The sequence below is a fragment of the Bacteroidales bacterium genome (assembly GCA_013314715.1).
GTDB lineage: Bacteria > Bacteroidota > Bacteroidia > Bacteroidales > GWA2-32-17 > Ch61.
The window spans coordinates 1-23,633 of the sequence record JABUFC010000045.1; the positions used below are offsets into that span (position 1 = coordinate 1).

Below are 23,633 nucleotides of genomic sequence, written 5' to 3' on the forward strand. Positions count from 1 at the left end.
ACTGCTTGTGCTAAAGATAAATATAAAGAAAAAATCGAAGTATTAACCGCAAACTATACTATTTAATATTAAATATTTTTGCACCTTTCGTTTGTCATTTATTGCACTTTTTGTTTGGCAGTTTATACATAACGAAAAAAGTAGTGTTGCAATAAAAAAAATTCCATTACATCTTAGCCTTTTTTATACCTTTGTGCATTCATTTTAATGTATGCAAGAAAAATATACCATTGAAGTTTGCTTTACGCCGGCATTGTATCATTTGTATGATAATCCAGAGAATACGGTCGTAATAGTTGATGTTTTAAGAGCAACCTCCTCCATTTGTGCTGCATTCGCTGCCGGTGCAAAAAAAATATTGCCTGTTGCAACCGTTGAACAAGCACGCGAAGTTAAACAGCAAGGTTATATCTTAGCCGCCGAACGCGATGGTAAAGTACTTGAATTTGCCGACTTTGGCAACTCACCCGACCTTTTTACTCCCGAACGAGTAAAAGATAAAGTGATAGCTTACAGCACTACCAACGGCACACAAGCCATACAAATGGCATCGAAAGCTAAACAAATATTAATCGGCTCATTTACAAACTTATCAACTGTTATAGATTATTTAATACAACACCCCACGCCTGTACTTTTTCTTTGTTCGGGGTGGAAAAATAAATTTAACCTTGAAGATAGCCTATGTGTTGGAGCCATGGCCAATAAACTTTTGGAATCGGGTAAATATAAAACTATATGCGACAGCACTCACGCTGCCATAGACTTATGGAAGATAGCCGAACCCAATTTAATGGCATATTTAGAAAAAGCCTCGCACCGACACCGTTTAAAAAGTATAGTCGATGACCGAATTATACGCTATTGCCACACCATCGATTTAGTTAAGGTTTTACCTGCTTTTAGAAACGGATTCCTCGAAAATATACTTAAATAATAAAAAAGTATTGTAAAACATTTTTTGCAAGGTTCATAATTGAAAAAAAATTATCAAATTGCAGGCTGAAAACTTAAATTTTTATAAAAGTATGAAAAAACATAATTTTAATGCCGGACCAGCTATATTGCCACAAATAGCTATCGAAAATACAGCAAAAGCTATTTTAGATTTCAACGGTATAGGAATGTCTATATTAGAGATTTCGCACCGTAGTAAAGATTTTCAAGCAGTAATTGACGAAGCAGTGGCTTTATTCAAAGAAATACTGAATATTCCTGAAGGATACAGTGTATTATTCTTAGGAGGTGGGGCAAGCACCCAGTTTATGACCGTTCCATATAATTTTCTTGGTAAAAAAGCAGCTTACCTCGAAACCGGTGTATGGGCAAAAAAAGCTATTAAAGAAGCTAAAAACTTTGGCGAAGTTCAAATTGTAGCCTCTTCTGCCGATAAAAACTTTTGCTATATTCCCAAAGGTTGGCAAATACCTACCGATGTAGATTATTTCCACTTTACCTCAAACAATACTATTTATGGTACTGAAATTCGTCAAGATTTCGACGCTAAAGTGCCCATTGTTTGCGATATGTCGTCCGATTTTTGCAGCCGCCCCGTAGATGTTAGCAAATACGCACTCATCTATGCTGGCGCTCAAAAAAATGTAGGACCTGCTGGAGTTACCGTTGTTATTATTAAAGATGAATTCTTAAATAACAATCAAGTTGCCAACAGAATGATACCTACCATGATAAATTACAAAACACATGTTGCCGAAGGAAGTTTATTTAACACTCCTCCAGTATTACCCATTTTTACAGTAAAAGAAACACTCAAATGGCTCAAATCAATAGGCGGCTTAAAGGCTATTGAAAAAATGAATATCGAAAAAGCACAATTATTATACGATGCGATAGATAATAGTAAAATGTTTGTTGGAACAGTTGAAAAAGACTCCCGTTCGTTAATGAACATTTGCTTTGTAATGAAAGAGCAATATAAAGACAAAGAAGAAGCATTTATGGAATTTGCAAAATCAAAAGGTATAGTGGGTATAAAAGGACATCGTTCAGTAGGAGGCTTCAGAGCTTCTACGTATAATGCTTTACCTAAAGAATCGGTTCAAGCTTTAGTTGATGCTATGCACGAATTCGAAAAAGCAAACGCTTAAAAATATTCTAAAAAAAAATAAATATCTAACAACCTACTGAATTACAGTAGGTTGTTTTTGTTAATAACTTCTATTAACTTTTTTTTATATACATACGTATAAAGCCACAACTATAATATAATTTTGAGCCAAATATTTTTGAATATGACAACACAAAGAAATTTGATCCCCGATTATTTATTTGAAGTGAGCTGGGAAGTATGCAATAAAGTAGGAGGAATCTATACCGTAATTTCGACAAAAGCAAAATCAATATCCGATATTCTTAACGACCGATACATATTAATTGGTCCCGATGTTTGGAAAGACACAAACGAACATCACGAATTTATCGAAGACCATTTTTTATTTAGCTCATGGCGAAAACACCTTGAATACGAAGGCATTAAATGTAAGATTGGAAGATGGAATATTGCCGGAAGTCCTGTTGCTATTTTAGTTGACTTCACTTCGTATTTCTCACAAAAAGATAAAATTTTCTTCGAATTTTGGGAAAGTCATAAACTCGATTCACTTACAGGACAATGGGACTATATTGAACCGGCATTATTTGGTTATGCCGCTGCACGTATTATTCATAGCTTTTACGACTTTTTTATTACTGCACAAGATAAAGTTGTGGCACATTTTCACGAATGGATGACCGGAACCGGAGCCCTATATCTTAATAATAACGTACCTCAGGTAGCTACTGTTTTTACCACGCACGCAACTACACTTGGTAGAGCTATTGCTGGCAATGGCTTATCTTTATATTCACAAATAGAAGAATACGACCCCGACGAAATAGCACGTCGTTTTAACCTAATATCAAAATATTCACTCGAAAAGAATTCTGCTCTTGTAGCCGATGCTTTTACCGTTGTTAGCGATATTACTAATATTGAATGCGAGCATTTTTTGACTAAAAAAGCAGATGTTATTACCCCAAACGGTTTTGAGAACACTTTTGTCCCCGAAGGTGAACTCTTTACCCAAAAAAAACAGATCGCACGACGAAAATTAAAAAACATCGCCGAAGCCATGACCAATACCCCCATTCCTGACGATGCATTGTTCATTGCCAATAGTGGCAGGTACGAATTTCATAATAAAGGTATCGATGTATTTATCGATGCTTTAGCCGAACTTAACAGTAATCATCAACTGAATAAAAACATATATGCATTTATCCTTGTTCCAGCTAACCATGCAGGACCGAGAACCGAGGTAATTGAAAATATTCACAACTGCGATTATAGCCATCCTATCGAATACAATTATCTAACTCATAACTTACATCAAGCTGAATATGATCCTATATTAAACCGCATTCGCCAAAAAGAATTAAATAACAAATCTCACGATAATATTAAAATTTTCTTTGTACCCTGTTATTTAGATGGATTAGACGGAATTTTTAATTTGCCATATTACGATCTGCTTATTGGTTTTGACCTAACTGTATTTCCATCGTATTACGAACCTTGGGGATATACTCCTTTAGAAAGTTTGGCCTTTCATATACCTACTATAACAACCACTCTTGCGGGTTTTGGTTTGTGGATAAAAAATCATTTTTCAGACTATCAACATAGTGTTTACATTGTAGAACGGAACGACAACAACTACAACGAAGTAGTAATAAACACAGCACAAAGTATTTTAGAATATATTTCTCTGTCGGACGATTTACGATTAGCAGCAGAAAAGAAATCGTTCGAAATAGCATCTCAAATTCTTTGGGAAAAACTCCTTCATTATTATCTCGATGCTTATAATATTGCCTTAAATAAATCAATACTTCGTTACGAACTATATAAAAATAAAAAATTACCCGATACATTATTTACCGAAAACAATAATAATAAACCACAATGGCGTAAAATACTTGTTAATACATACTTACCCGATGCACTTATGGGACTTAAAGAAATGGCACAAAATTTATGGTGGTCATGGCATGTTCCAGCTATTGAAATGTTCGAATCCATCGATCCCTTCCTTTGGCGAAAATGTGAACGAAACCCCATTATTTTATTAGAACAACTATCGTTAGAACAATACAATCAATTGCTTGCCAACGAGTCGTTCATGACAAAATATAACGAAGTGTATAGCCAATTCAAAACCTATATCGAAAACAAACCTGAGCAAGACAATTTAATTGCATATTTTAGCATGGAATATGGCATACACGATAGTTTAAAAATTTATTCAGGAGGTTTAGGAGTGCTTGCCGGCGATTATTTAAAACAAGCCAGCGATTCTTGCAAAAATATGATTGGTGTCGGACTGCTTTATCGTTATGGTTACTTTACTCAATCGCTCAGCATAACAGGCGAACAAATTGCACTCAATGTTCCACAAAAATTTTCGCATTTACCCGTTTTACCTGTACGTAATGAGAATAACGATTGGGTAACCATTTCGCTATCATTTCCCGGTCGTACCGTTTATGCTAAAGTTTGGGTTGTTAATGTTGGTAGAGTTCCACTATACCTACTCGATACTGACATTGACGAAAATAATGCCGAAGATAGAACCATTACCCACCAACTATACGGAGGAGATAATGAAAATCGTTTAAAACAAGAAATCTTACTTGGTATTGGTGGTATCAAAATGCTCGAACTTTTAAAAATACAACCACAACTCTATCATTGCAACGAAGGACATGCTGCCTTTATTGGGCTAGAACGTTTACGTCGTTTCATAGAACAACGCCATTTAAGCTTTTACGAAGCTTTAGAAATAGTTCGAAGCTCTACACTCTTTACTACGCATACTCCAGTGCCAGCAGGGCACGATGTGTTCTCTGAAGCACTCATTAGAACCTATTTAGCCTATTATGCCGACAAATTCAACATAAGTTGGAATAGCTTTATTGGATTAGGAAGAGTTAACGAAGAAGACAGCAATGAACCATTCTCTATGAGTGTTCTTGCATGTAAGTTATCGCAAGAAGTAAATGGCGTAAGCCGCATTCATGGACGAGTATCAAGAGAAATGTTTCAGCCTATATGGAATAATTACTTCGCCGATGAACTCCACATTGGACATGTTACCAATGGTGTTCATTTTCCAACATGGGTAGCCAAACCCTGGCTTAAACTATATCATAAATATTTACCCTCAGAATTTATACATCAGCAACATAAAGCCGAATATTGGAAAGCAATAGAACAAGTTCCCGACGAAGAAATATGGAAAGTTCGTACTACCCTTAAACAAGAACTTTTTGTTTTTTTACGCAAACGCTTAATGGAAAATCTCGAAATCAGGCAAGAAAACCCCAAAGTTGTACTTGAACTCATCGAAAAATTAAACGACAATATTCTTACCATAGGCTTTGCACGACGTTTTGCAACATACAAACGAGCACATTTACTATTTAGCGATTTAAACCGTTTAAGTCGTTTAGTCAACCATACCGAACGCCCCATGATGTTTATATTTGCTGGCAAAGCTCATCCAGCCGACAAGGCCGGTCAGGATTTAATTAAAATGATTTACGAAGTTTCGCATAAACCTGAATTCATCGGCAAAATTTTGTTTGTCGAAAATTATGATATGGAATTAGCATCAAAACTTATTCAAGGAGTGGATGTTTGGCTCAATACACCAACACGTCCATTAGAAGCGTCGGGAACCAGTGGCGAAAAGGCAATTATGAATGGAGTTGTTAATTGTAGTGTGCTCGACGGCTGGTGGGCAGAAGGATATGTTAAAGGAGCCGGCTGGGCTCTTAAAGAAGAACGTACCTACACCAATCAAGCATACCAAGACAACTTAGACGCCGAAACACTGTATTACTTGTTTGAAAATGAAATTGCACCCACTTATTACCAACGCGATGAAAACCAAATCTCTACCAAATGGATTTCACACATAAAAAAAACCATATCATCGATTGCACCACACTTTACCATGCAACGCCAACTCAACGATTATTACGAAAAATTTTACAATAAACTTCTCGAACGTAGAAAAATACTTACCGACAACCAATACGAACAAGCTCGTGCCATTGCTGCATGGAAACTACGTATGCTCCGTGCATGGGAAAGCATCGAAGTAGTAAATATTACAACCCCCGATGTTACCGCCCGACCTCTAAACCTCGGCGATTATTTTACTGCTCAAGTCTGCCTCAATCTGCACGAAATCCCAGCTAAAGAAATCAATATCGAAGTACTATTCGGCAAAAAAGAATTTGACGAAATGAAAAAAATATTGTTTGTTGAAAAACTTATTCCCATTAAAGAAGAAAAAGGAATGGTAACCTATGAATGTAAAATACCCATTACTAAAGTTGGTGTTTTTGATTACGCTTTTAGAGTTTATCCAACCCATCCTCTATTACCCCATCGAATGGACTTCCCACTAGTTAAATGGTTATAAAAAATTCATAAAATAAATATGAATGTTGTTTATATAATTCAAGAGCCTTTATTCAAAATAATAAAAAAATTCACCTATGAAACGATTATATTTATTTTTAATGTTAAGTTTAGCATTGAGTTCTGTTTTTGCTCAATCGAATAAAAATTTGATTGTAAAATGCTTAGATCTTGAAAATCCTGACACTGCCATTCTATACTACCCTATCGAAAATCATATAAAAGTTTTCTACAACAATACAGATTCTAACAATTTTACCATATCCATTATTGGAGGAAAAATTAAAAAAGTTAACGATCAATATATAATTCATGTACTTGACCGTAATCGTGTTACATTATTAGTACATAATAATAACAATCAATCCGTTGATAAAATTTACTTTTTTGTTAAAGATTACAAAGAACCAGCCGTAATGCTTTGCGGAACAAAAGGCGGACATGTACCATTAAAAAAGCTTTTAAAAGAAGAAAAAATAAGTCTTAATTTACACGAAAACCCTTTTCTAAAGCAAAACTTTAAGATAAAGGAATTTAAATTAACCATAAACAACGACACACAAAACATTTCACTCATTTCTAATTCCGAATATTTAACAAATGAACAAAAAGCTGCTCTCAAAAACCTAAAGAAAGGTCAAAAATTCTACATCGAAGACCTTATACTTATAGACGCTCAAAACAAAGAAATTAAAGCAACACCTTCGGCTTTTATCGTTGATTAACTAACGCTCAATAAGCAATTTTATCATCGTTTGCTTATAGTTTGACATTAATCGTATAAAGTATATCCCGGTAGGCAAATGATTTACATCTATCTTTTCTTCACCATCGATGTTTTCATCTATTACCTTTTGCATAATGGCATTGTACATTTGTAAGTTTATTCTATCGGACAAATTTGACTTCACTACAAAATAGTTATTTGCCGGATTTGGAAAAACTACCATCGAATTAGCAAACGACGCACCTATACCAACTCCGGTAATAGTAATAGTATGGCAAGTAATAAGTGTATCGCACGCATAAAGCATCAAACAAGCATTATATTGACCATCGTTTGAATAACTATGAATAGGATTTGCTTCTGTAGAATTGATTCCATCACCAAACATCCATAAATAATTACCCGGCGTAGATTGATTGATAAAAGTTATGGTATTTTGCTGCTGGGTATAACTAAATGCAGCTATCGGCTGCTGCCCTTGTGGCACGGTTACTACAGCTACTTGACTACAGTTACTTGCATCGTTTATGGTAACAGCATAATAACCAGCTCCTAATCCACAACAAGTAGTAGAATTACATCCATTTGCCCAATTATAAGTATAAGGTGGAGTTCCATTTTCAGCATGTGCAGTTATGCACGCATCGGTATAATTTACACACGATGGAGGCACAATAGAATCAACCACCAGACTTAGCGATGTTTGATTATTTACAACAAAGAAAGTATCAGCCGAACAACCATTTGCATGAGTTACCGTTACAGTATATACTCCCGCCGGAAGATTCGAATTCATAACAACAGAATTATTTGTATTGGTCAGTACTAAACCATTCGACCAAAAATAATTATAAGGTGCTAAACCATTTGTTACTTGCAAAATAATGCCTCCATCGGCCATTCCGCAATTACTATTATTAATAAAACCTGTTAACTGAGGCTTAGGTTTTTGAACAACCTGAACAGGCAAAGTAGCAACACAGTTATCAGCATCCGTAATAACAATTGTATGACTTCCTGCATATAAATTATAAATGGTATCGATTGAATTAAACTGATGATAACCATCGTAATAAGGAGGTGTTCCGCCACTTACCTCGATAATTGCCATACCACCCGATCCCCCTTCGCAATAATCATAAAGACTTAATAGATTTACAACTAAAGGAGTAGAATGATTATTTAAAGTTACATATTGAGACACCTGACAACCAGAAACATCGGTAACTGTATAATAATATGTTCCGCCATCTAAATTAGTAAGGATATTGGTATGATTGTTAGGAAACCCATTCCAACTATAACTATAAGGACTCACTCCTCCACTCACTTGCAAAATAATAATTCCATTAGCACCACAATGAGGTTCCTGCACTTGAGTATTTACCGTCAAAAGGTTAGAATAATACAGTGTTATACTGTCAACAACTTGACAACCCAGAGAATCTGTAACCGTATAGTAATAAGTACCTTCGCCAAGATTTATAGCCGTATTGGTGGTTTGTGGTGGCTGAGTTGACCATAAATAAGTATAGGGCGTAACACCTCCTTCAGCTTGAATTTGAATAAATCCATTGTTCGATGTTAAACAAGACGGGAAATGCACATTTTGGATATGCGATGTTAAACTACTTTGACTATGAATAGTATATTGAGCAACTGCTGCACAATGATTTACATCCGAAACCGTAACATAATAAGTACCATTGCAAAGCAAAGAATCTTTGGAGCCCATGCCCGTGCTATCAACAAATTGTATCCCATTGCTCCATTGATATGTTAAAGGTAAATTTTGCGAGTTCGAAGTAGCCACTAATGAAGCATTGCAATGTTGTGCGCAAATATTGGAATCTTCTTGCTGAATGATAATACTTGGAGCACCTGCATTTACAATATCATAAGCAAGTAACGAATAACACTGATTCGCATTATAAACACTTACTTCATAATGTCCCGCAGGTATATTTTGAATAAACGAACTCGTTGAAGAAGTATTATTTGTTTGAAAACCTGTTGACCAGTGATATGAATAATTAGGAATTCCGTTTGCCGTAATACCAATAATGATATAACCATTATTTTGACCACAACTACTATTACCTACATTTGAAGTTACAACAGGAATTTTTGGACGCTGATATGCAACTGTATTACTGCATATGCCTTCGCTAAATTCAATTTTTAATTCCGGATTGCCCGATGAAAAGGGTACATGAATGGTAAATGGAATAGTATTCGTTCCGGAAACTGGTAAAACCGAAACCGTATTGCTCGGAATATCGGTTATTAAAACAGAACCACTACTTGGAGCGTTAGTTGCATAAATTTCGCCATTGATTTCATAACGATTCAAATTATCGCAATTGCCAACGGTTAATGATACTGAATCAATATTACACTGCACAAGTGGTTGACACGAAACACTACCAGCACCCGGCTGTCCTACATTGCTTTGAGAAATAACCATGTAACCATTTTGATTACTATAATTGGTAACCATAATAATATAATATTCGTTCACCAAAGCATTCAAAATATGAATATTCTCTTCTGCGTTTGGACTATAACTACAATCGACCATATTACCGGAAGGATAAAAGTTTGGATCTGAAGTATTACTAGGGCAATTCGAGCAATTAGCTGTAAGCATCGATGTACAAGGGGTATAAGCATCGTTAAAAGGACCCCAGCAAACAAAATCGATATCGTTATTGGTAGGAGAAGTTAAGTTAAAAATTAAATTACCGGGTTGCGAAACATGAATATTAAACCACATAGGGTTAGGTTGTGTAAATAAGCAACCATAATTAGGACCCGTTTCGGCTTGGGTATTAGTATTAAAAGGAATGGTATCGCTGGTTGCAAAACAAATAGATTGCGAATTGACACAGAGAGCATTCGTTGTATTCAACGAACTTGAAATAAAGCTGTGAGCATCTAAAAATATTCCTGAATCATAAATAGCATCTCCAATGTCAGCAATGACAATTCGCAAATGATAAGTTCTACCGGGGATTACTCCTGCTTTAGCTTTTAATGGTACTGTAAATCCATCAAACACAATGGAAGTGCCATTATCATTATTAACATAAAATTGACTATTATTTAAATTAACGCAATTAGATGAACTACCATAGCTTCCAACCGATCCTGAATTTATGGTATTGATATTTATAGGTAAATTTGTCCCCGGAACCAAAGCAATATTTTTATTGGAAAAATAATTTCCGATGGGATATTCTCCATTTATAAAAATACCAACTGCATCGGAAAACTGACTGCACACATATTCAGGATATTCTTCGCTAGCAAATACAAATCTTAACTCAATAGAATCACCCGAAGGAACAAAATCAAACTCCAAATAACCTGCATTAAAAGAGGTAGCCCCACCCATAGCACTTAATAAAGAATCGCCAGGCAAACCATTATCAAAAGAATAAAAGGTACTTGCAACATTAGGAATACCTGTTGTTCTCCCGGTAGATATAACAATTCCTGATGAAAGTCCTAAATTAGTTGTTTGTCCATTACTAAATGCCGATATACTATTTTTAAAAACAGACCCGGAATACGAGGCATTCATAACCTGAATCCCTGTTCCGGCCAAAAGCTGTGCTAATTCTAAAGCTGTTTTAGTAGTATCTATTTGCAATTGTGCAAATAACGTAAAAGCATTTATTGTAAAAACTAAAAGACCCATTAACTTTTTCATAGTAAAGAAATATTAAAATAACTTAACAAATATACAAATTTTTCTAAAACAAACAAAAAAATAAAAAAGGCTGCTCCATAGAGCAGCCTCTTAATTTCCTCACTAACGTAATTGTTATGCGGGATGAATTGCTTCAACCGGGCAAACATCTGCACATGCACCACAATCGGTACAAGTTTCGGGATCAATTTTGTAAATATCACCTTCAGAAATTGCACCTACTGGGCATTCATCAATACAAGTACCGCAAGCAGTACAATCGTTTGAAATTTTATAAGCCATCGTTTAAAAATTTAATTGGTTATTCGCTGCAAATATAAACATGTATTTTTAAAACAAAAATGATTTTTTTATTAGCAAATTGTAAATTATATGAATATTGCTTAAATTTGTCTCATTCAAAGTAAACAAGATGAAAACATTTTTTTTCATTATATTGATTATCGTTTTATCCATTCAAATAAAAGCACAACCGATACCCACCACCGAAGAGAATATCCCTTTTCTAGTTACATTTGGTGGTCAAAGCGAAACTAAATGGGGCGATGACGATTTCTGTCAAATATTCTTTATCCTAATTCCAACTAACTATATTCAACCTTTCTATTTAAGGGTTTTCGACCCCGATTGTGGTATTCAGTACGATGAAGCCAAAGGTCCATTTAACACTAAAACTAGCTTTAGCATTTATGGAGGAAAGGGCTGTTATACCGACCCCGACTCTAAAAACACCGATCCCAAAGGAAACTATAAAGCAGGTAACTTATTGGCTACCAAAACATTTACTGACGACAGTAAATACGATAATAGTTGGTACACTTTCGGGCCTTTTAACCCATCCGAAGGCGAAATGGTGCCCGAATTTGGAGGACATATATTTAAACTTATTGTTCAAGGAATTAGCGGCGATGACGGAAACCTTTATCGTATCTATGTTAGCACAGAAAAAAATGAAAACAAAGCTATTGAAGGAGGTAATGCGTTTACCTACGAATACACTTTTAGAATGCACGATAACCCATCAAATATTTCTCATATATATCCTTATATCGATGATAAAGTTATCTCAGTTAAAATTACTAATTTTGATTGGGACAACGATGGCATAATTCGAGTAATATCGGTAGCTAAAAATGGTTTAAAGGTAGATGTTTCTAACGAAGGAGATTGGAAAAATACCACACTCCCTGTTGTTGCCGAAGAAAAAAACACTTCGTTCGACATACAATTTGTAAAAAAGCAAGCTATTAAAAACAACAATGTAGTTATCTACGTAACGAACCAATACGGCGAACTACTTCCCTTTTATGTTAGTCCTATTGGCGGTATTCCTAAATATAAAGGGAAAATTAAAACAACACAAATTAAAAAGAAATAATTTCTGTTTATAGGGCAAATATGGTATGAGCAAAAAAAAATTTTTTTTCATTTTCTATTTCGTTTTTCAAACAATTGTCTTATGTTCTCAAAGCTTTCAATTTAAAGTACTTTCATCTGAAAACACCAACATTTATCCTTATATATATAGCCTCCATCAAGATAGCTTAGGATATTTATGGATAGGCACTGGCGATGGACTTTTTCTATACGATGGCAATACTTTAAATTCATATCCATTAACATTTATTTCTGGCGATAATTTTATTTCGTCCAGCACACTTAACCATAAAGGTATCTCATATCTAGGTTTAAACAATGGCACAATTGTTTATCGTCTTGAGCAAAAATTCTATCTAATTAAAGAAAGTTTACAATTTAAAAGTACCATTAACCAGCTTCAATTTTATAAAAATGAACTATGGGCAGCTGTTCAAAATAAAGGCATTTTTCGCATAGTAAATCATCATGTCCAAAAAAATCCAATTCTTATTCCCAACACACAAACGTATTGCTTTTTAATAAAAGAGAATCTAGTATTAATTGGAACATCCGATGGTGTGTATATTTATAACAACGGACACCTAAACCTAATAAGCAGCTTACCACAGACAAAAATTGAGTGCATATATCAAAATCCGTCATCTAATACCATTTTTATTGGAACAGAAGACGAAGGAATGATTGAAATAGCAATAAATAACGATAAAATCAAAATCATAAAATCCTATTCTTTTGTAAACAACATAAAAGATATTACTAGCGATGCAGATGGAAACTTATGGGTAGCAACCATGGGCGAAGGGGTTTATTTTTATCGTTACAATAAAGTTACAGGACTTTTTTCGCAAGAACTTCAGTTTACAACCGAAAATGGACTTCCAAATATGCAAATACGTAAATTATTTTTCGACCGTGAACATAATTTATGGATAGGAAGTTATGGCGGAGGATTATTTCAATATTATGAAAGCGCATTTAGCCATATACTACAAAAATATAACGATAAAGAATTATCGTTTACAGCACTTTGCAATTATAATGAATTTCTTATCGGAGCAACTAGTAATGGTAAACTTTATAAAATAAATATTAATGCTCCTCAACAATATATTCAATACGAAGTAAAAGAGCTTGAAAATCAAAAAATCAATAACCTCTTTGTTGATAATAGCTTAATACTTTGGATTGGTACAGAATACTCAGGTGTTTTTTTGCTCGATTTGCTTACCGGAAAAATCATTAAGCATCTCTATTTTCAAGATGAACTTCAAAATAACATCAGTTCTATTGACGGTTTTGGAAATTTTAAATGCGTTGGAACTAAAAATGGACTCATTGTTTTTAATTCTGAAAAAAAAGACTATGAATACCAAAAAATCACAACTGCCGAAGGATTACCTCATAACTATATCAATCAAGTATTGTGCGACGTACATGGCAATGTATGGGTGATAACCCCAACTAATTTTCTTACAAAATACAATTTTACTAACCAAAAAATCACTTTAAATAAAATTAACATCAATGATATTTTAAAAATCAATGCTATTTGTTTCGATCATAAAAATCAAACCTGGGCAGCAACTTATGGAAATGGCGTTTTTAAAATCGACACAGCCATTTTTAACTATACTACCTCAAATGGCTTATTTTCAGATTATACTTATAGCATAGCAGCAGACGAATCGGGTACCATCTGGGTTGGACACCGTCAAGGAATTTCATCCATTAAAGGGAATACGATTCGAACATTCTCTAAAAACATAGGACTATATGCCGATTGCAATCCCAATGCCATAACAATTGATAAAAATGGTTCTGTTTGGTTTGGAACAACTAAAGGTATTTTACGATACGACTTTAAAAAATCTGTTATCAATAAATATCCACCAACCGTTATTGTTACTAGTCTTAAAATAAATGATATCGAAAACGTTATTTCGCCCTATGTAGAGTTAGAATCTGGAAGATACAAAATTCAATTTTCGTTTACAGGTATTTCGCTTCGCGAATCAGAAGGCGTTACTTTTCAATATATGTTAGAAGGATACGATGCTGGCTGGTCTGAAATTACCACTAATAGAACGGTTCTATACCCAAGATTAGAAGAAGGAACATATACATTCAAAGTACTAGCATATAATTACGATAAGGTGGCATCTATTAAACCCTACACCATTACCATTCGTATTTTACCTCCTTTTTATAAACGTTGGTGGTTTATTTTAATTTCAATAGCTGTTATTGCCTATATTTTCTACCTAATTATTAAAATCCGCGAACGCAATTTACGCAGAATGGAAAAAATACTAAAAGAGAAACTAGACCAACGCACCAAAGAAGTAGTTAAACAAAAAGAACTTATTGAGCGAAAAAATAAAGATATAACCGACAGTATTCAATATGCCAAACGCATTCAAGAAGCTATTTTACCATCGTTAAGAATATTACACGAAAACTTCCCCCAATCGTTTGTATTTTATCAACCTCGCGATATTGTAAGTGGCGACTTTTATATGTTCCACCAAATAGACAAAAAGTTTATATTTATCTGTGCCGATGCTACCGGACATGGCGTTCCAGGAGCTTTTATGTCGCTTATTAGCAGCACCATACTCAAAGATATTTTACATTTGCAACAACATATAACTCCAAGTGAACTATTATATAAGTTAGATAAAGAGATATCCGATATTTTCAATCAAGATAACTCAGAAACACAAGATGGACTCGATTTATCTGTTTGTCTTTTTGACAAAGAAACTTATATGCTAACCTATAGTGCGGCTATGCGCCCCCTTATTATCTTTTCAGAACAAAAATGGACTTACTATAAAGGTAATCGTCATTCTATTGGATTTTCAAAATACGATATACACAAAACCTTTTACGATATACAAATTCAACTAAAACCCAACGATCGGTTTTACTTATTCACCGATGGATTACCCGACCAATTTAGCAGCCAAGAACATAAACTTAAAGTAAGCGGACTTATTCACTGGCTCGAGGAAATTCAAAAAATATCCATGACACAACAACACATTGAAATTCAGAAACGGCTTGTATCATGGAAAGGTAAAGAGCCACAAATAGACGATATTCTTTTAATTGGAATAGAAGTTTAAAAATATATAAATTAAAAAAAGTTAAATTTATCGTCAATAAATTGCATAATAAAAATAGGTACACTACTTTTGGTAAAAATTTTGATTAAAAGAAATAACTAATAAAATTTTCAACTATGAAAAAGCTAAATGTTTTAATTTTAACGCTTCTTATTGGAAGCATAAGCCTATGGGCTCAAACACAAAGTGCAAAAATTACTTTTACAGAAGAATCGTTCGATTTTGGTAAAATTGCCGAAGAAAAAGGTCCAGTAACGCACGAGTTTACCTTTACTAATACGGGTGCACAACCTCTAATTATTCAAAAGGTGAAGGCATCATGTGGATGTACTACACCCGATTGGACAAAAGACCCGGTATTACCTGGGAAAAAGGGCTTTGTTAAAGCTACTTATAATCCTCAAGGACGTCCAGGACCATTTAACAAATCCATTACTGTTACCAGTAATGCCGAAAATTCAAATGTAGTTCTCATTATTAAAGGCGAAGTTACACCTAAACCCAGAACCATAGAAGACGATTATCCTATGCAAATTGGTGGCATTCGCTTAAAAACCAATCACCTTGCTTTTATCAAAGTATTTAACAATCAAATTAAAACCGACAGCGTTCAAATTATAAATACTTCAACAGAAAACATTAAAATAACATTTAATAATGTACCTCAACATTTAAGTATAAAAGCAGTTCCTGCCGAACTAAAACCTAACCAAAAAGGCTCTATTGTTGTTACATACGATGGCAATAAACAAAAAGAATGGGGTTTTGTTATGGACAGAGTTGATTTAATGCTCAATGGCAAAACCGATCCGAACAATCGACTCTCAATCAGTGCAACTATCGAAGAAGACTTCTCAAAACTCACACCCGAACAAAGAGCTAATGCCCCCAAAGCAAACTTTAACACTAAAGAATTTAATTTTGGTACCATCAATGAAGGTGATGTTAAAGACTTTGATTTTATCTTAACTAACGATGGTAAAAGCGACTTAATTATTCGTAAAGTCAAAGCTTCGTGTGGATGTACTGCCGTTACACCTGCCGAAACAGTTATCAAACCCGGAAAATCGACAACCATTAAAACGTCATTCAATTCAACAGGTAAACCTGGAAAACAAAATAAAACGGTTACTGTTATAACTAACGATCCCGATAATGCTAATATTACACTGCGTGTTACCGGCGATGTTATAAAAAAAGAACAACCACAACAGCCCAATAACGGTAATAAATAATATTTAAATTCTTTTTAAAAAAACGCTAAGCTTTTACAGGGCTTAGCGTTTTTTTAATATCTTTGCACTATCCAAAACATGATTTTAGCCCAAAACATATCAAAAAGTTACGGAAACTTACAAGTACTTAAAGACGTTTCACTTACTATTCATAAGAGCGAAATCGTATCTATAGTAGGTGCAAGTGGTGCTGGCAAAACAACACTTTTACAAATATTAGGTACCCTTCAGCACCCCGATAGCGGAACTGTTTTAATTGACGGAGTTGATGTTCATAAATTAAAAGATATAGCATTATCTAAATTTAGAAATAAAAAAATTGGTTTTGTTTTTCAATTTCACCACCTTTTACCCGAATTTACAGCACTCGAAAACATTTGCATTCCCGGTTATATTTCTAGCAAAACAAAATCAGAAGTCGAAAAGAGAGCAAAAGAATTAAGCGAATTTATGAATATACAACATCGTTTAAATCACAAACCACATGAACTTTCGGGCGGCGAAAATCAACGAGTAGCCATAGCCAGAGCTTTAATCAATAACCCCGATGTGATTTTTGCTGACGAACCATCGGGCAATCTAGACTCTGTAAACACCCACGAACTCTTTTCGCTTATTTTATCGTTACGCGAACATTATAAGCAAACCTTTGTAATTGTTACACATAACGCCGAGTTAGCAAATATTTCAGATAAAATTTTCTACATGGCCGACGGAAAAATAGAATACGAAAATAAATTAAGTAAACAAACTCAATTAAAGTTTTAAGAAAAAAGAACTAATAAAAGCAAATACACCAAAAGCAATAATTATTACACCCATAATTTTATTCATCCACCACAATCGACGTAAACGAAATTTTTTTCTGAATACATTGATTATATTAACCAGTGTAACCCACCATAAAACAGCACCACAAAATACTCCTGATATCAACATGATCATATTATACCAATTATTTTCTTTCGGAATAATACCAAATCCGGCAAAAACAGCTCCAAACACAAAAACCGTTAAAGGATTAGATAAAGTTAATAAAAATACCGATGCAAAATCAGCCCAAAGATTATTATTCTTATTACGTTGCTTACGTATTTGTATAGCAGGGTTGGTCAAAAAGAATTTTAACCCCAACATCAATAATATAAATCCGCCCACTAAACGCAAATAGAGCTGTTGTGTTTCTATGAAATTATGTACTGCGCTAATACCAAAAGCAGCAACAATAGCAAAAAAAGTGTCAGCTAGAGCTGCTCCAATACCCGCTACCACTCCGTTGGTTCGTCGGCTATTGAGAGTTTTTTGAATACAAATTAACCCCACAGGACCTAAAGGGATAGAAGCAGTTAACCCAATAAAAATTCCGTTTATAAACAATAAAAAATCCATTGAGCAAAAATACAAGAATTAAACCTCAAAAAAAACAATTTCATTACTTTTATTGAAAAGACGAGAAAGTGGGATTATCGATCTTATTCCCTTTTTCGTCCCAAGAGGTTTGCCTAATATTTTTATCGTTATCGAAAATAATTTCAGACTTCTTCTGACCATTCTTATAATAAAATATAGAAGGTCCATGTTTTAAGCCATTTTTATAAACACAAAAACGCTTTTTGTTTCCATTTTCATAAAACCAAATCCATTCTCCATCACGAAGCCCATCTTTAATATAGCCACCCATTCCAAGTTTACCGCTTGGAAAAGTTGTAACACACTTTCCAGTAAATGGAATTTTTGAATTAGGCTCATAAAACAAACCATTTACTTCTTCTAAATCATCATATTTTACTACTTTTTGAGCAGTAACAATATTTGACATCAAAAATATACTCAATATGCAATATATATATTTCATATCAGCAACAAACGTACAAATTTATTTAAATATAAGCAAGTGTAAAAATACGTAAAAATGATTCTATTTTAATATTTTTAACCCATTCAACTGTTTATTAAGAACAATGTTTATTTAAATCTGCTCTTTTTTTATTTGCTTATTTAGAATAGATAAAAATAATTATTTATCTTTACAACAAAAATACTTATGTCGAACGACGAAATAAGAAATACGGTTAAAGAACTGTTTACCAATTATTTAGAACGTAAAGGTCATCGCAAAACACCCGAGCGTTACGCTATTTTAGATGAAATATATTTACAACCCGAACACTTTGACATTGAAAGCCTTTATATTTACATGAAAAATAAGGGTTATTCCATAAGTAGGGCAACTTTATATAATACCATTGAGTTGTTATTAGATAGCAATTTAGTTATTCGTCATCAGTTTGGAAAAAATCTTTCTCAATTCGAAAAAGCTTTTGGTGCCAAACAACACGATCATCTTATATGCGTTCGCTGTGGTAAAATTGTAGAATTTTGCAACCCACGTTTACACGAAATTATTAAATCGTCAGCCGAATTTAATAAATTCAAACCCTCGTTTCATTCACTCTATATTTATGGTCTTTGCGAAAAATGCTCAAAAACGAGTATTTAATGTTGGTTAATCCTCATCATCAATATCGGGGATATAGTTTGTAGAAGTAACTTTAAATTCTGTACGTCTGTTTAATTGATTTGCTAAATCTTTTTGTTCTTGATTTGAGAGTGAATTGATAAAAGATTCTGTTAAAACAGTACCTTCAGGGAACCCTGTTTGCTGTGCCATACGGGGAGTAATTGTTTTTGGCACATTTTTTCCATAGCCTTTAGCTGTTAAACGATCTTTTGCAATGCCTTTTTCAATAAGATAATCAATAACCGACTGTGCACGACGCTGCGACAAAATAATGTTACTAAGCGAATCGCCTACCATATCGGTATGCGATGCAAGTTCTATGGTAATATTCGGATTGGCATGTAAAATATCAATCAATTTATTTAGCTCTTTTTTAGATTCGGGACGTAATTCCCATTTTCCAAAATCGTAATAAATATTTTCAACTTCAACCGGATTGGAAATATTGGCTAAACGAATTACATCGGTAAAGGTTTTGCTATCGGCAAGCTCGGCAGTAGTAATCTTTCCTTTTTGGTTTAAGTATCCTTCTTTTTTGGCTAAATAAATATAATCGGTATGCGGGTTAAGCTTGTATTTAAAAGTCCCATCGTCGAGGGTTGTAATGTCTAAATCGGTACCATCGCTACCAACAATTCTAACTTTTGCTCCTTTTATTGGTTTATCGGTTGTTGCATCGCGTACTACACCTTGCAATACAAATTCCATTGGTGGAAGATAAAACGAATAGATATCGTCTTTACCTCTACCACCTTTGCGTGTAGAGCTAAAAAGACCCTCTTCGGCATTTTTCTTAAAAATAATGGCAAAATCGTCGGCTGATGAGTTTATCGGATATCGCATATTTTCGACTACCCATTCTCCATCTTCGTTTTTAGTTGCTTTAAAAATATCAAGTCCACCCATTCCAGGATGTCCATTGGAAGCAAAATATAAAATACCATTATCGCGAATATAAGGGTATAGTTCATCACCAGACGTGTTTATATTCATCCCCATGTTGATCGGGTTTGAAAATGGCTTTGATTTTGATGTGCGAGTTGCCATGTAAATATCGTTACCACCGAAACCGCCTGGCATATTAGAAACAAAATACAGCGTTAGTCCATCGGCAGATATACTTGGATGTCCAAAGTTCACACTATCGCTTCCTAATGGAACATTTTCGCAAGTTGTCCAATCTTCACCAGCAGGACGTGTTGATCGATATATCTTACAACCTAATTTAATACCACGTACAATATGACAACGGGTAAAATATAATTCATTATAGTTGTTGGTAAAGGCTGGAGTTCCATCGTCATTCGTAGAATTAACGGTATCGCTTATTGTTTCGGGCTTTTCCCATTGATTTTTTTTATTGAAATTGCTTTCAAAAATATCGGTAAAGTTTGTACCTGTTACTGGATTTATTTTTTCGCCATGTGCGCCAACTCTACTACTAGTAAAATATATATTCGTATAATCGTCGCTAGCATATGCAGGGGCAAAATCGCCCTCCTTTGAATTTATTTCTTTTAAATTTTCTATTTTATAACGAGTGGGATATTCCATCCATTCAGCTGCCATACTACACGATTTATAGCCCATTTGAGCATAAACATCGTCGGGCTTATATTTTAGATATTCTTTATATTGTGTTGCAGCATCGGCGTATTTTTCATTAATTTTTAACATATCGGCATAATACAAAATAGCCATAGGTTCGTGATAACCTTTTTGTATTGCTTTTAAGTAAGCGGCTTCGGCTTTAACTACATCGTTTATATAACGATAACATTCGGCGATGCGAAATTGTATATAAGCTTTTTCGTACTTATTGGTGCTCTCTTTCAAATTATCTTTATATAAATTTAAAGCTTTGAAATACTCGTGGGTTGTAAAGGCTAAATCTGCTTTCTTAGTAAGTTTACTGTAAAATTGATCTTGTTGCGCAGCGGCAGATATAGTTATTAAGCTTACGATAAGTATAAAAATATTCTTCATCATTCATGCATAAATTATAAAACATGTGTAACGTAAAAGGAGCAAAAATAGTATTTAATTTTTAGATATGCTTACAACGAATTAATTACTAGAGCTACGAACAATGATTTTTTCTTCGTAGGTTTCGTTGTTTTTCAAAATTAATGCTCCATAGCCTTTTAGCGTATCGTAATGATTCCAGCTAATTTGTTTTTTGTACCAGGCATAAACACTGTAAATACTTTCGTACTTAAACTCGTGATAGGTTTTACCGCTACCATCGGTAACTTTAATATCGTAAAGTTTTTTTTCATCAGGATCGAAATATCCAACTGATGGGTAATTGCTACTGTATAAAGTTGGGTCGGAATACACTTTAACTGTAGCACCTACCATTGGGTGACCTTCCTCATCTACAACTAATACGGTTGCTTTGGGAGGTTTTTCTTTTTTACATTTTGAAGCGGTGGTTGCTACAAAAAGCGATATTAAAACTATAAAAACGAGACTTTTGTTCATATTTTATCTTAATATTAACGTTTTGGTTATTTCTTCGTCTTCTTTTAAAACGATAACTCCCGACGCTTGGCGAGTAACGGGATTTCCGTATTCAGCTTTTACATTAAAAATGGCTTCGTTTTTAAATTCAAAGCGTACTTGTCCACTAGCATCGGTTGTTCCTTTTAAATTTAATACTTTATCGTTAGGATCGACATAGCTACCATTGGGTTGTGCAAAAACGGTTACTTTAACATTTGCAAGCGGCTTATATGACGTGTCAAGTGTAATAATAAGAGCCTTTGGGGGAGCTGGCTTTTTGCACGAATGCATTCCCCCACCAAGCACAATTAAGATAATTAGTATATGGAATATATATTTCATAAATAATTGGACAATAATACAATTTTTTTTTCAATAAAGCAAATTATTTTATTGAACTGCTGTTTTTGTAGTTTTAAAAATGTTCTACCATTTTAATATCCAACCCGAATATGTAGGGTTTTGAGATTTAAATTCGTCTAATGCTTTTTGAGCATCGGCTTGATTTTCGTATTGATTTAGAGCAACCCTTCGTTTACCATCACAATTCAATACAAGGGGTTCTATATCTATAGTTTTTAATGTATTTACAAAATCGTTGACTTGTTTATCGGTTGTAAACGAACCCAAAATAACATAATATTTGTTTTGTGAATGGTTTATGTTTTTATTGTTTAAGTCAGCAACAGATGTTTTTTGCAGATGTTCGTTATTTTTTTTGCTCTCGTCTATATGATGAGAAGGTGATTGAATCGATGGCTTTAAAGCAACTTTTACATTGGTGAGGGTATCAATTGTATGGTCAAGATTAACTGGATTGTTGGTGAATGAATGAAGTTGAATATTTTGACTAAATGAAGACTCTTGTTGATGTAAAATTCTATAATTATTGATTTTTGCTGGCAGAATTGCCAGTGCAATAACTAAAGGTGTGATGATAATTGTTTTTACAATTCGGTTGAGTTGACCTGCATTTGGTAACGATGGATAAGAAAAAACGACATTTCGTTCGAAAGTGGAGGCAGGAAGTACAATATTTTGTAAACCAAAAAAATCGGGAAATTCTTGCCATTTTAATTGCGACTGAAAATGAATAGTACCTTTTGACAGATTAAATGTTCCTATTCCATCTAATGACAAAGAACCAAATTGAAAAAGACGCGTATTCCATAAAACTACCGTATTGGCAATAGTTTTGAGTGTATCGAAATAATGTTGTTGCGTGTTTTTGGATAATTCTATAGCTAACGCTCCATCGTTATTTTTGATTCGTGGGTTGAATTGCAATTGATAACTTGGAGCATAAAAAATATTTTGCTCGGCATCCCAACGTGCAGGAGTTGGTTGTAAAAATAATGTCCCCCAATCGGGAATTATAACAAATCCGTCGCGTTTTACTAAATACTGAATACTGGTTATGAGTAATTTATCGTTTACATTGATCATATAGCAAAAGTAACGCTTTTTAACATGTTAAAACATACTCTTTCTTTTGAGTTTTTAACAAGAAATAAACATCAGATATTAACAATTGTTTAAAACTTTTTATTAAGCGACTCAAACTAATAAACAGTTTGAGCCCTTTGCAAAACTAAAAAAAAACGTACTCGTTTATTGTGATAAAAATTTCAAACTTATTTTAATTATTTGTATTGCTTTTTATCTATTACATTAGAACAATCTAAATAAAAAAAAAGCAATGTGTAACTCTCACGTCATGGCAAGCGAACGTATCCCCTAACTGTCATTGCGATTCTTCTCTAAAAAAAGAGAAGAAGAAGCAATCTCCACTACACATACACAACGAGACCTTTGCAAAACTAAAATAAAACAACAGTATTCGTTAATGCGATTAAAAAATCAATCTTTTTATTCAATAATTTTTAGATTGCTTCTATATGTTCGTAATGATGAAAAAGGAGTTTTGCATAG

Annotated in this window: 17 protein-coding genes; 9 read left to right on the forward strand and 8 right to left on the reverse strand. The window is 33.9% G+C overall.

The features are described 5' to 3' along the window. Positions 1-211: 211 nt before the first annotated feature. From HPY79_10080 to HPY79_10095, 4 genes are all read left to right on the forward strand, one after another. Positions 212-937: a 2-phosphosulfolactate phosphatase gene (locus HPY79_10080; protein ID NSW46147.1), complete on the forward strand. Its 726-nt coding sequence runs from the start codon at positions 212-214 to the stop codon at positions 935-937. Positions 938-1,028: 91 nt separating this feature from the next. Next, a complete protein-coding gene (gene serC, locus HPY79_10085) occupies positions 1,029-2,108 on the forward strand; it encodes a 3-phosphoserine/phosphohydroxythreonine transaminase (GenBank protein ID NSW46148.1) in 1,080 nt (359 codons plus the stop codon). 144 nt (positions 2,109-2,252) lie between these two features. Beyond that, positions 2,253-6,491, forward strand: a complete 4,239-nt coding sequence (gene glgP / locus HPY79_10090; protein NSW46149.1) for an alpha-glucan family phosphorylase — start codon at positions 2,253-2,255, stop codon at positions 6,489-6,491. Positions 6,492-6,567: 76 nt separating this feature from the next. After that, positions 6,568-7,215 (forward strand): hypothetical protein, encoded by a 648-nt coding sequence (locus HPY79_10095; GenBank protein NSW46150.1) that lies wholly within the window; start codon positions 6,568-6,570, stop codon positions 7,213-7,215. On the opposite strand, the gene HPY79_10100 is transcribed toward HPY79_10095, so the two are convergent. Further along, positions 7,216-10,932: a T9SS type A sorting domain-containing protein gene (locus HPY79_10100; GenBank protein NSW46151.1), complete on the reverse strand. Its 3,717-nt coding sequence runs from the start codon at positions 10,930-10,932 to the stop codon at positions 7,216-7,218. Between the two features lie 114 nt (positions 10,933-11,046). After that, positions 11,047-11,214 (reverse strand): 4Fe-4S binding protein, encoded by a 168-nt coding sequence (locus tag HPY79_10105; GenBank protein NSW46152.1) that lies wholly within the window; start codon positions 11,212-11,214, stop codon positions 11,047-11,049. Positions 11,215-11,344: 130 nt separating this feature from the next. Here HPY79_10105 and HPY79_10110 point away from each other — a divergent pair, with 130 nt between their 5' ends. The 4 genes from HPY79_10110 to HPY79_10125 all read left to right on the forward strand — a co-directional run bounded on the left by HPY79_10110 (position 11,345) and on the right by HPY79_10125 (position 17,443). After that, a complete protein-coding gene (locus HPY79_10110; protein ID NSW46153.1) occupies positions 11,345-12,310 on the forward strand; it encodes a hypothetical protein in 966 nt (321 codons plus the stop codon). 25 nt (positions 12,311-12,335) lie between these two features. After that, positions 12,336-15,440, forward strand: coding sequence for a SpoIIE family protein phosphatase (locus tag HPY79_10115; GenBank protein NSW46154.1), 3,105 nt, complete (start codon positions 12,336-12,338; stop codon positions 15,438-15,440). A 116-nt stretch (positions 15,441-15,556) separates the two neighbouring features. Continuing rightward, the gene (locus HPY79_10120) at positions 15,557-16,675 is read left to right on the forward strand and encodes a DUF1573 domain-containing protein (protein ID NSW46155.1); all 1,119 of its coding nucleotides are present in this window, start codon (positions 15,557-15,559) and stop codon (positions 16,673-16,675) included. Between the two features lie 78 nt (positions 16,676-16,753). Beyond that, positions 16,754-17,443 carry an ABC transporter ATP-binding protein gene (locus tag HPY79_10125; protein NSW46156.1) on the forward strand — a complete coding sequence of 230 codons (690 nt, stop codon included), beginning with the start codon at positions 16,754-16,756 and terminating at the stop codon, positions 17,441-17,443. Here the strand turns inward: HPY79_10125 and HPY79_10130 are convergent. Then, entirely contained in the window at positions 17,432-18,064 is a 633-nt protein-coding gene (locus HPY79_10130; GenBank protein ID NSW46157.1) for a LysE family translocator, read from the reverse strand. The genes HPY79_10125 and HPY79_10130 overlap by 12 nt on opposite strands. A gap of 49 nt (positions 18,065-18,113) precedes the next feature. Next, positions 18,114-18,494, reverse strand: a complete 381-nt coding sequence (locus tag HPY79_10135; GenBank protein NSW46158.1) for a hypothetical protein — start codon at positions 18,492-18,494, stop codon at positions 18,114-18,116. A gap of 225 nt (positions 18,495-18,719) precedes the next feature. Between HPY79_10135 and HPY79_10140 the strand changes: the two genes are divergently transcribed. Beyond that, positions 18,720-19,175 carry a transcriptional repressor gene (locus HPY79_10140; GenBank protein NSW46159.1) on the forward strand — a complete coding sequence of 152 codons (456 nt, stop codon included), beginning with the start codon at positions 18,720-18,722 and terminating at the stop codon, positions 19,173-19,175. 6 nt (positions 19,176-19,181) lie between these two features. On the opposite strand, the gene HPY79_10145 is transcribed toward HPY79_10140, so the two are convergent. From HPY79_10145 to HPY79_10160, 4 genes are all read right to left on the reverse strand, one after another. Further along, positions 19,182-21,185, reverse strand: coding sequence for an OmpA family protein (locus tag HPY79_10145; protein ID NSW46160.1), 2,004 nt, complete (start codon positions 21,183-21,185; stop codon positions 19,182-19,184). Positions 21,186-21,263: 78 nt separating this feature from the next. Next, on the reverse strand, positions 21,264-21,680 hold the full coding sequence (locus HPY79_10150; protein ID NSW46161.1) for a hypothetical protein: 417 nt from the start codon (positions 21,678-21,680) through the stop codon (positions 21,264-21,266). Positions 21,681-21,683: 3 nt separating this feature from the next. Continuing rightward, positions 21,684-22,043 (reverse strand): hypothetical protein, encoded by a 360-nt coding sequence (locus tag HPY79_10155; protein NSW46162.1) that lies wholly within the window; start codon positions 22,041-22,043, stop codon positions 21,684-21,686. An 84-nt stretch (positions 22,044-22,127) separates the two neighbouring features. After that, a complete protein-coding gene (locus HPY79_10160) occupies positions 22,128-23,147 on the reverse strand; it encodes an SPOR domain-containing protein (GenBank protein NSW46163.1) in 1,020 nt (339 codons plus the stop codon). Between the last annotated feature and the right edge of the window lie 486 nt (positions 23,148-23,633).

Bases quoted from the DNA above. Each gene is read 5' to 3' on its own strand.
- HPY79_10110 (NSW46153.1), top strand. From the start codon at position 11,345: ATGAAAACATTTTTTTTCATTATATTGATTATCGTTTTATCCATTCAA.
- HPY79_10105 (NSW46152.1), bottom strand. From the start codon at position 11,214: ATGGCTTATAAAATTTCAAACGATTGTACTGCTTGCGGTACTTGTATT.
- HPY79_10100 (NSW46151.1), bottom strand. From the start codon at position 10,932: ATGAAAAAGTTAATGGGTCTTTTAGTTTTTACAATAAATGCTTTTACG.
- glgP (NSW46149.1), top strand. From the start codon at position 2,253: ATGACAACACAAAGAAATTTGATCCCCGATTATTTATTTGAAGTGAGC.
- HPY79_10145 (NSW46160.1), bottom strand. From the start codon at position 21,185: ATGATGAAGAATATTTTTATACTTATCGTAAGCTTAATAACTATATCT.
- HPY79_10115 (NSW46154.1), top strand. From the start codon at position 12,336: ATGAGCAAAAAAAAATTTTTTTTCATTTTCTATTTCGTTTTTCAAACA.
- HPY79_10125 (NSW46156.1), top strand. From the start codon at position 16,754: ATGATTTTAGCCCAAAACATATCAAAAAGTTACGGAAACTTACAAGTA.
- HPY79_10140 (NSW46159.1), top strand. From the start codon at position 18,720: ATGTCGAACGACGAAATAAGAAATACGGTTAAAGAACTGTTTACCAAT.
- serC (NSW46148.1), top strand. From the start codon at position 1,029: ATGAAAAAACATAATTTTAATGCCGGACCAGCTATATTGCCACAAATA.
- HPY79_10155 (NSW46162.1), bottom strand. From the start codon at position 22,043: ATGAAATATATATTCCATATACTAATTATCTTAATTGTGCTTGGTGGG.
- HPY79_10160 (NSW46163.1), bottom strand. From the start codon at position 23,147: ATGATCAATGTAAACGATAAATTACTCATAACCAGTATTCAGTATTTA.
- HPY79_10080 (NSW46147.1), top strand. From the start codon at position 212: ATGCAAGAAAAATATACCATTGAAGTTTGCTTTACGCCGGCATTGTAT.
- HPY79_10135 (NSW46158.1), bottom strand. From the start codon at position 18,494: ATGTCAAATATTGTTACTGCTCAAAAAGTAGTAAAATATGATGATTTA.
- HPY79_10095 (NSW46150.1), top strand. From the start codon at position 6,568: ATGAAACGATTATATTTATTTTTAATGTTAAGTTTAGCATTGAGTTCT.
- HPY79_10120 (NSW46155.1), top strand. From the start codon at position 15,557: ATGAAAAAGCTAAATGTTTTAATTTTAACGCTTCTTATTGGAAGCATA.
- HPY79_10130 (NSW46157.1), bottom strand. From the start codon at position 18,064: ATGGATTTTTTATTGTTTATAAACGGAATTTTTATTGGGTTAACTGCT.
- HPY79_10150 (NSW46161.1), bottom strand. From the start codon at position 21,680: ATGAACAAAAGTCTCGTTTTTATAGTTTTAATATCGCTTTTTGTAGCA.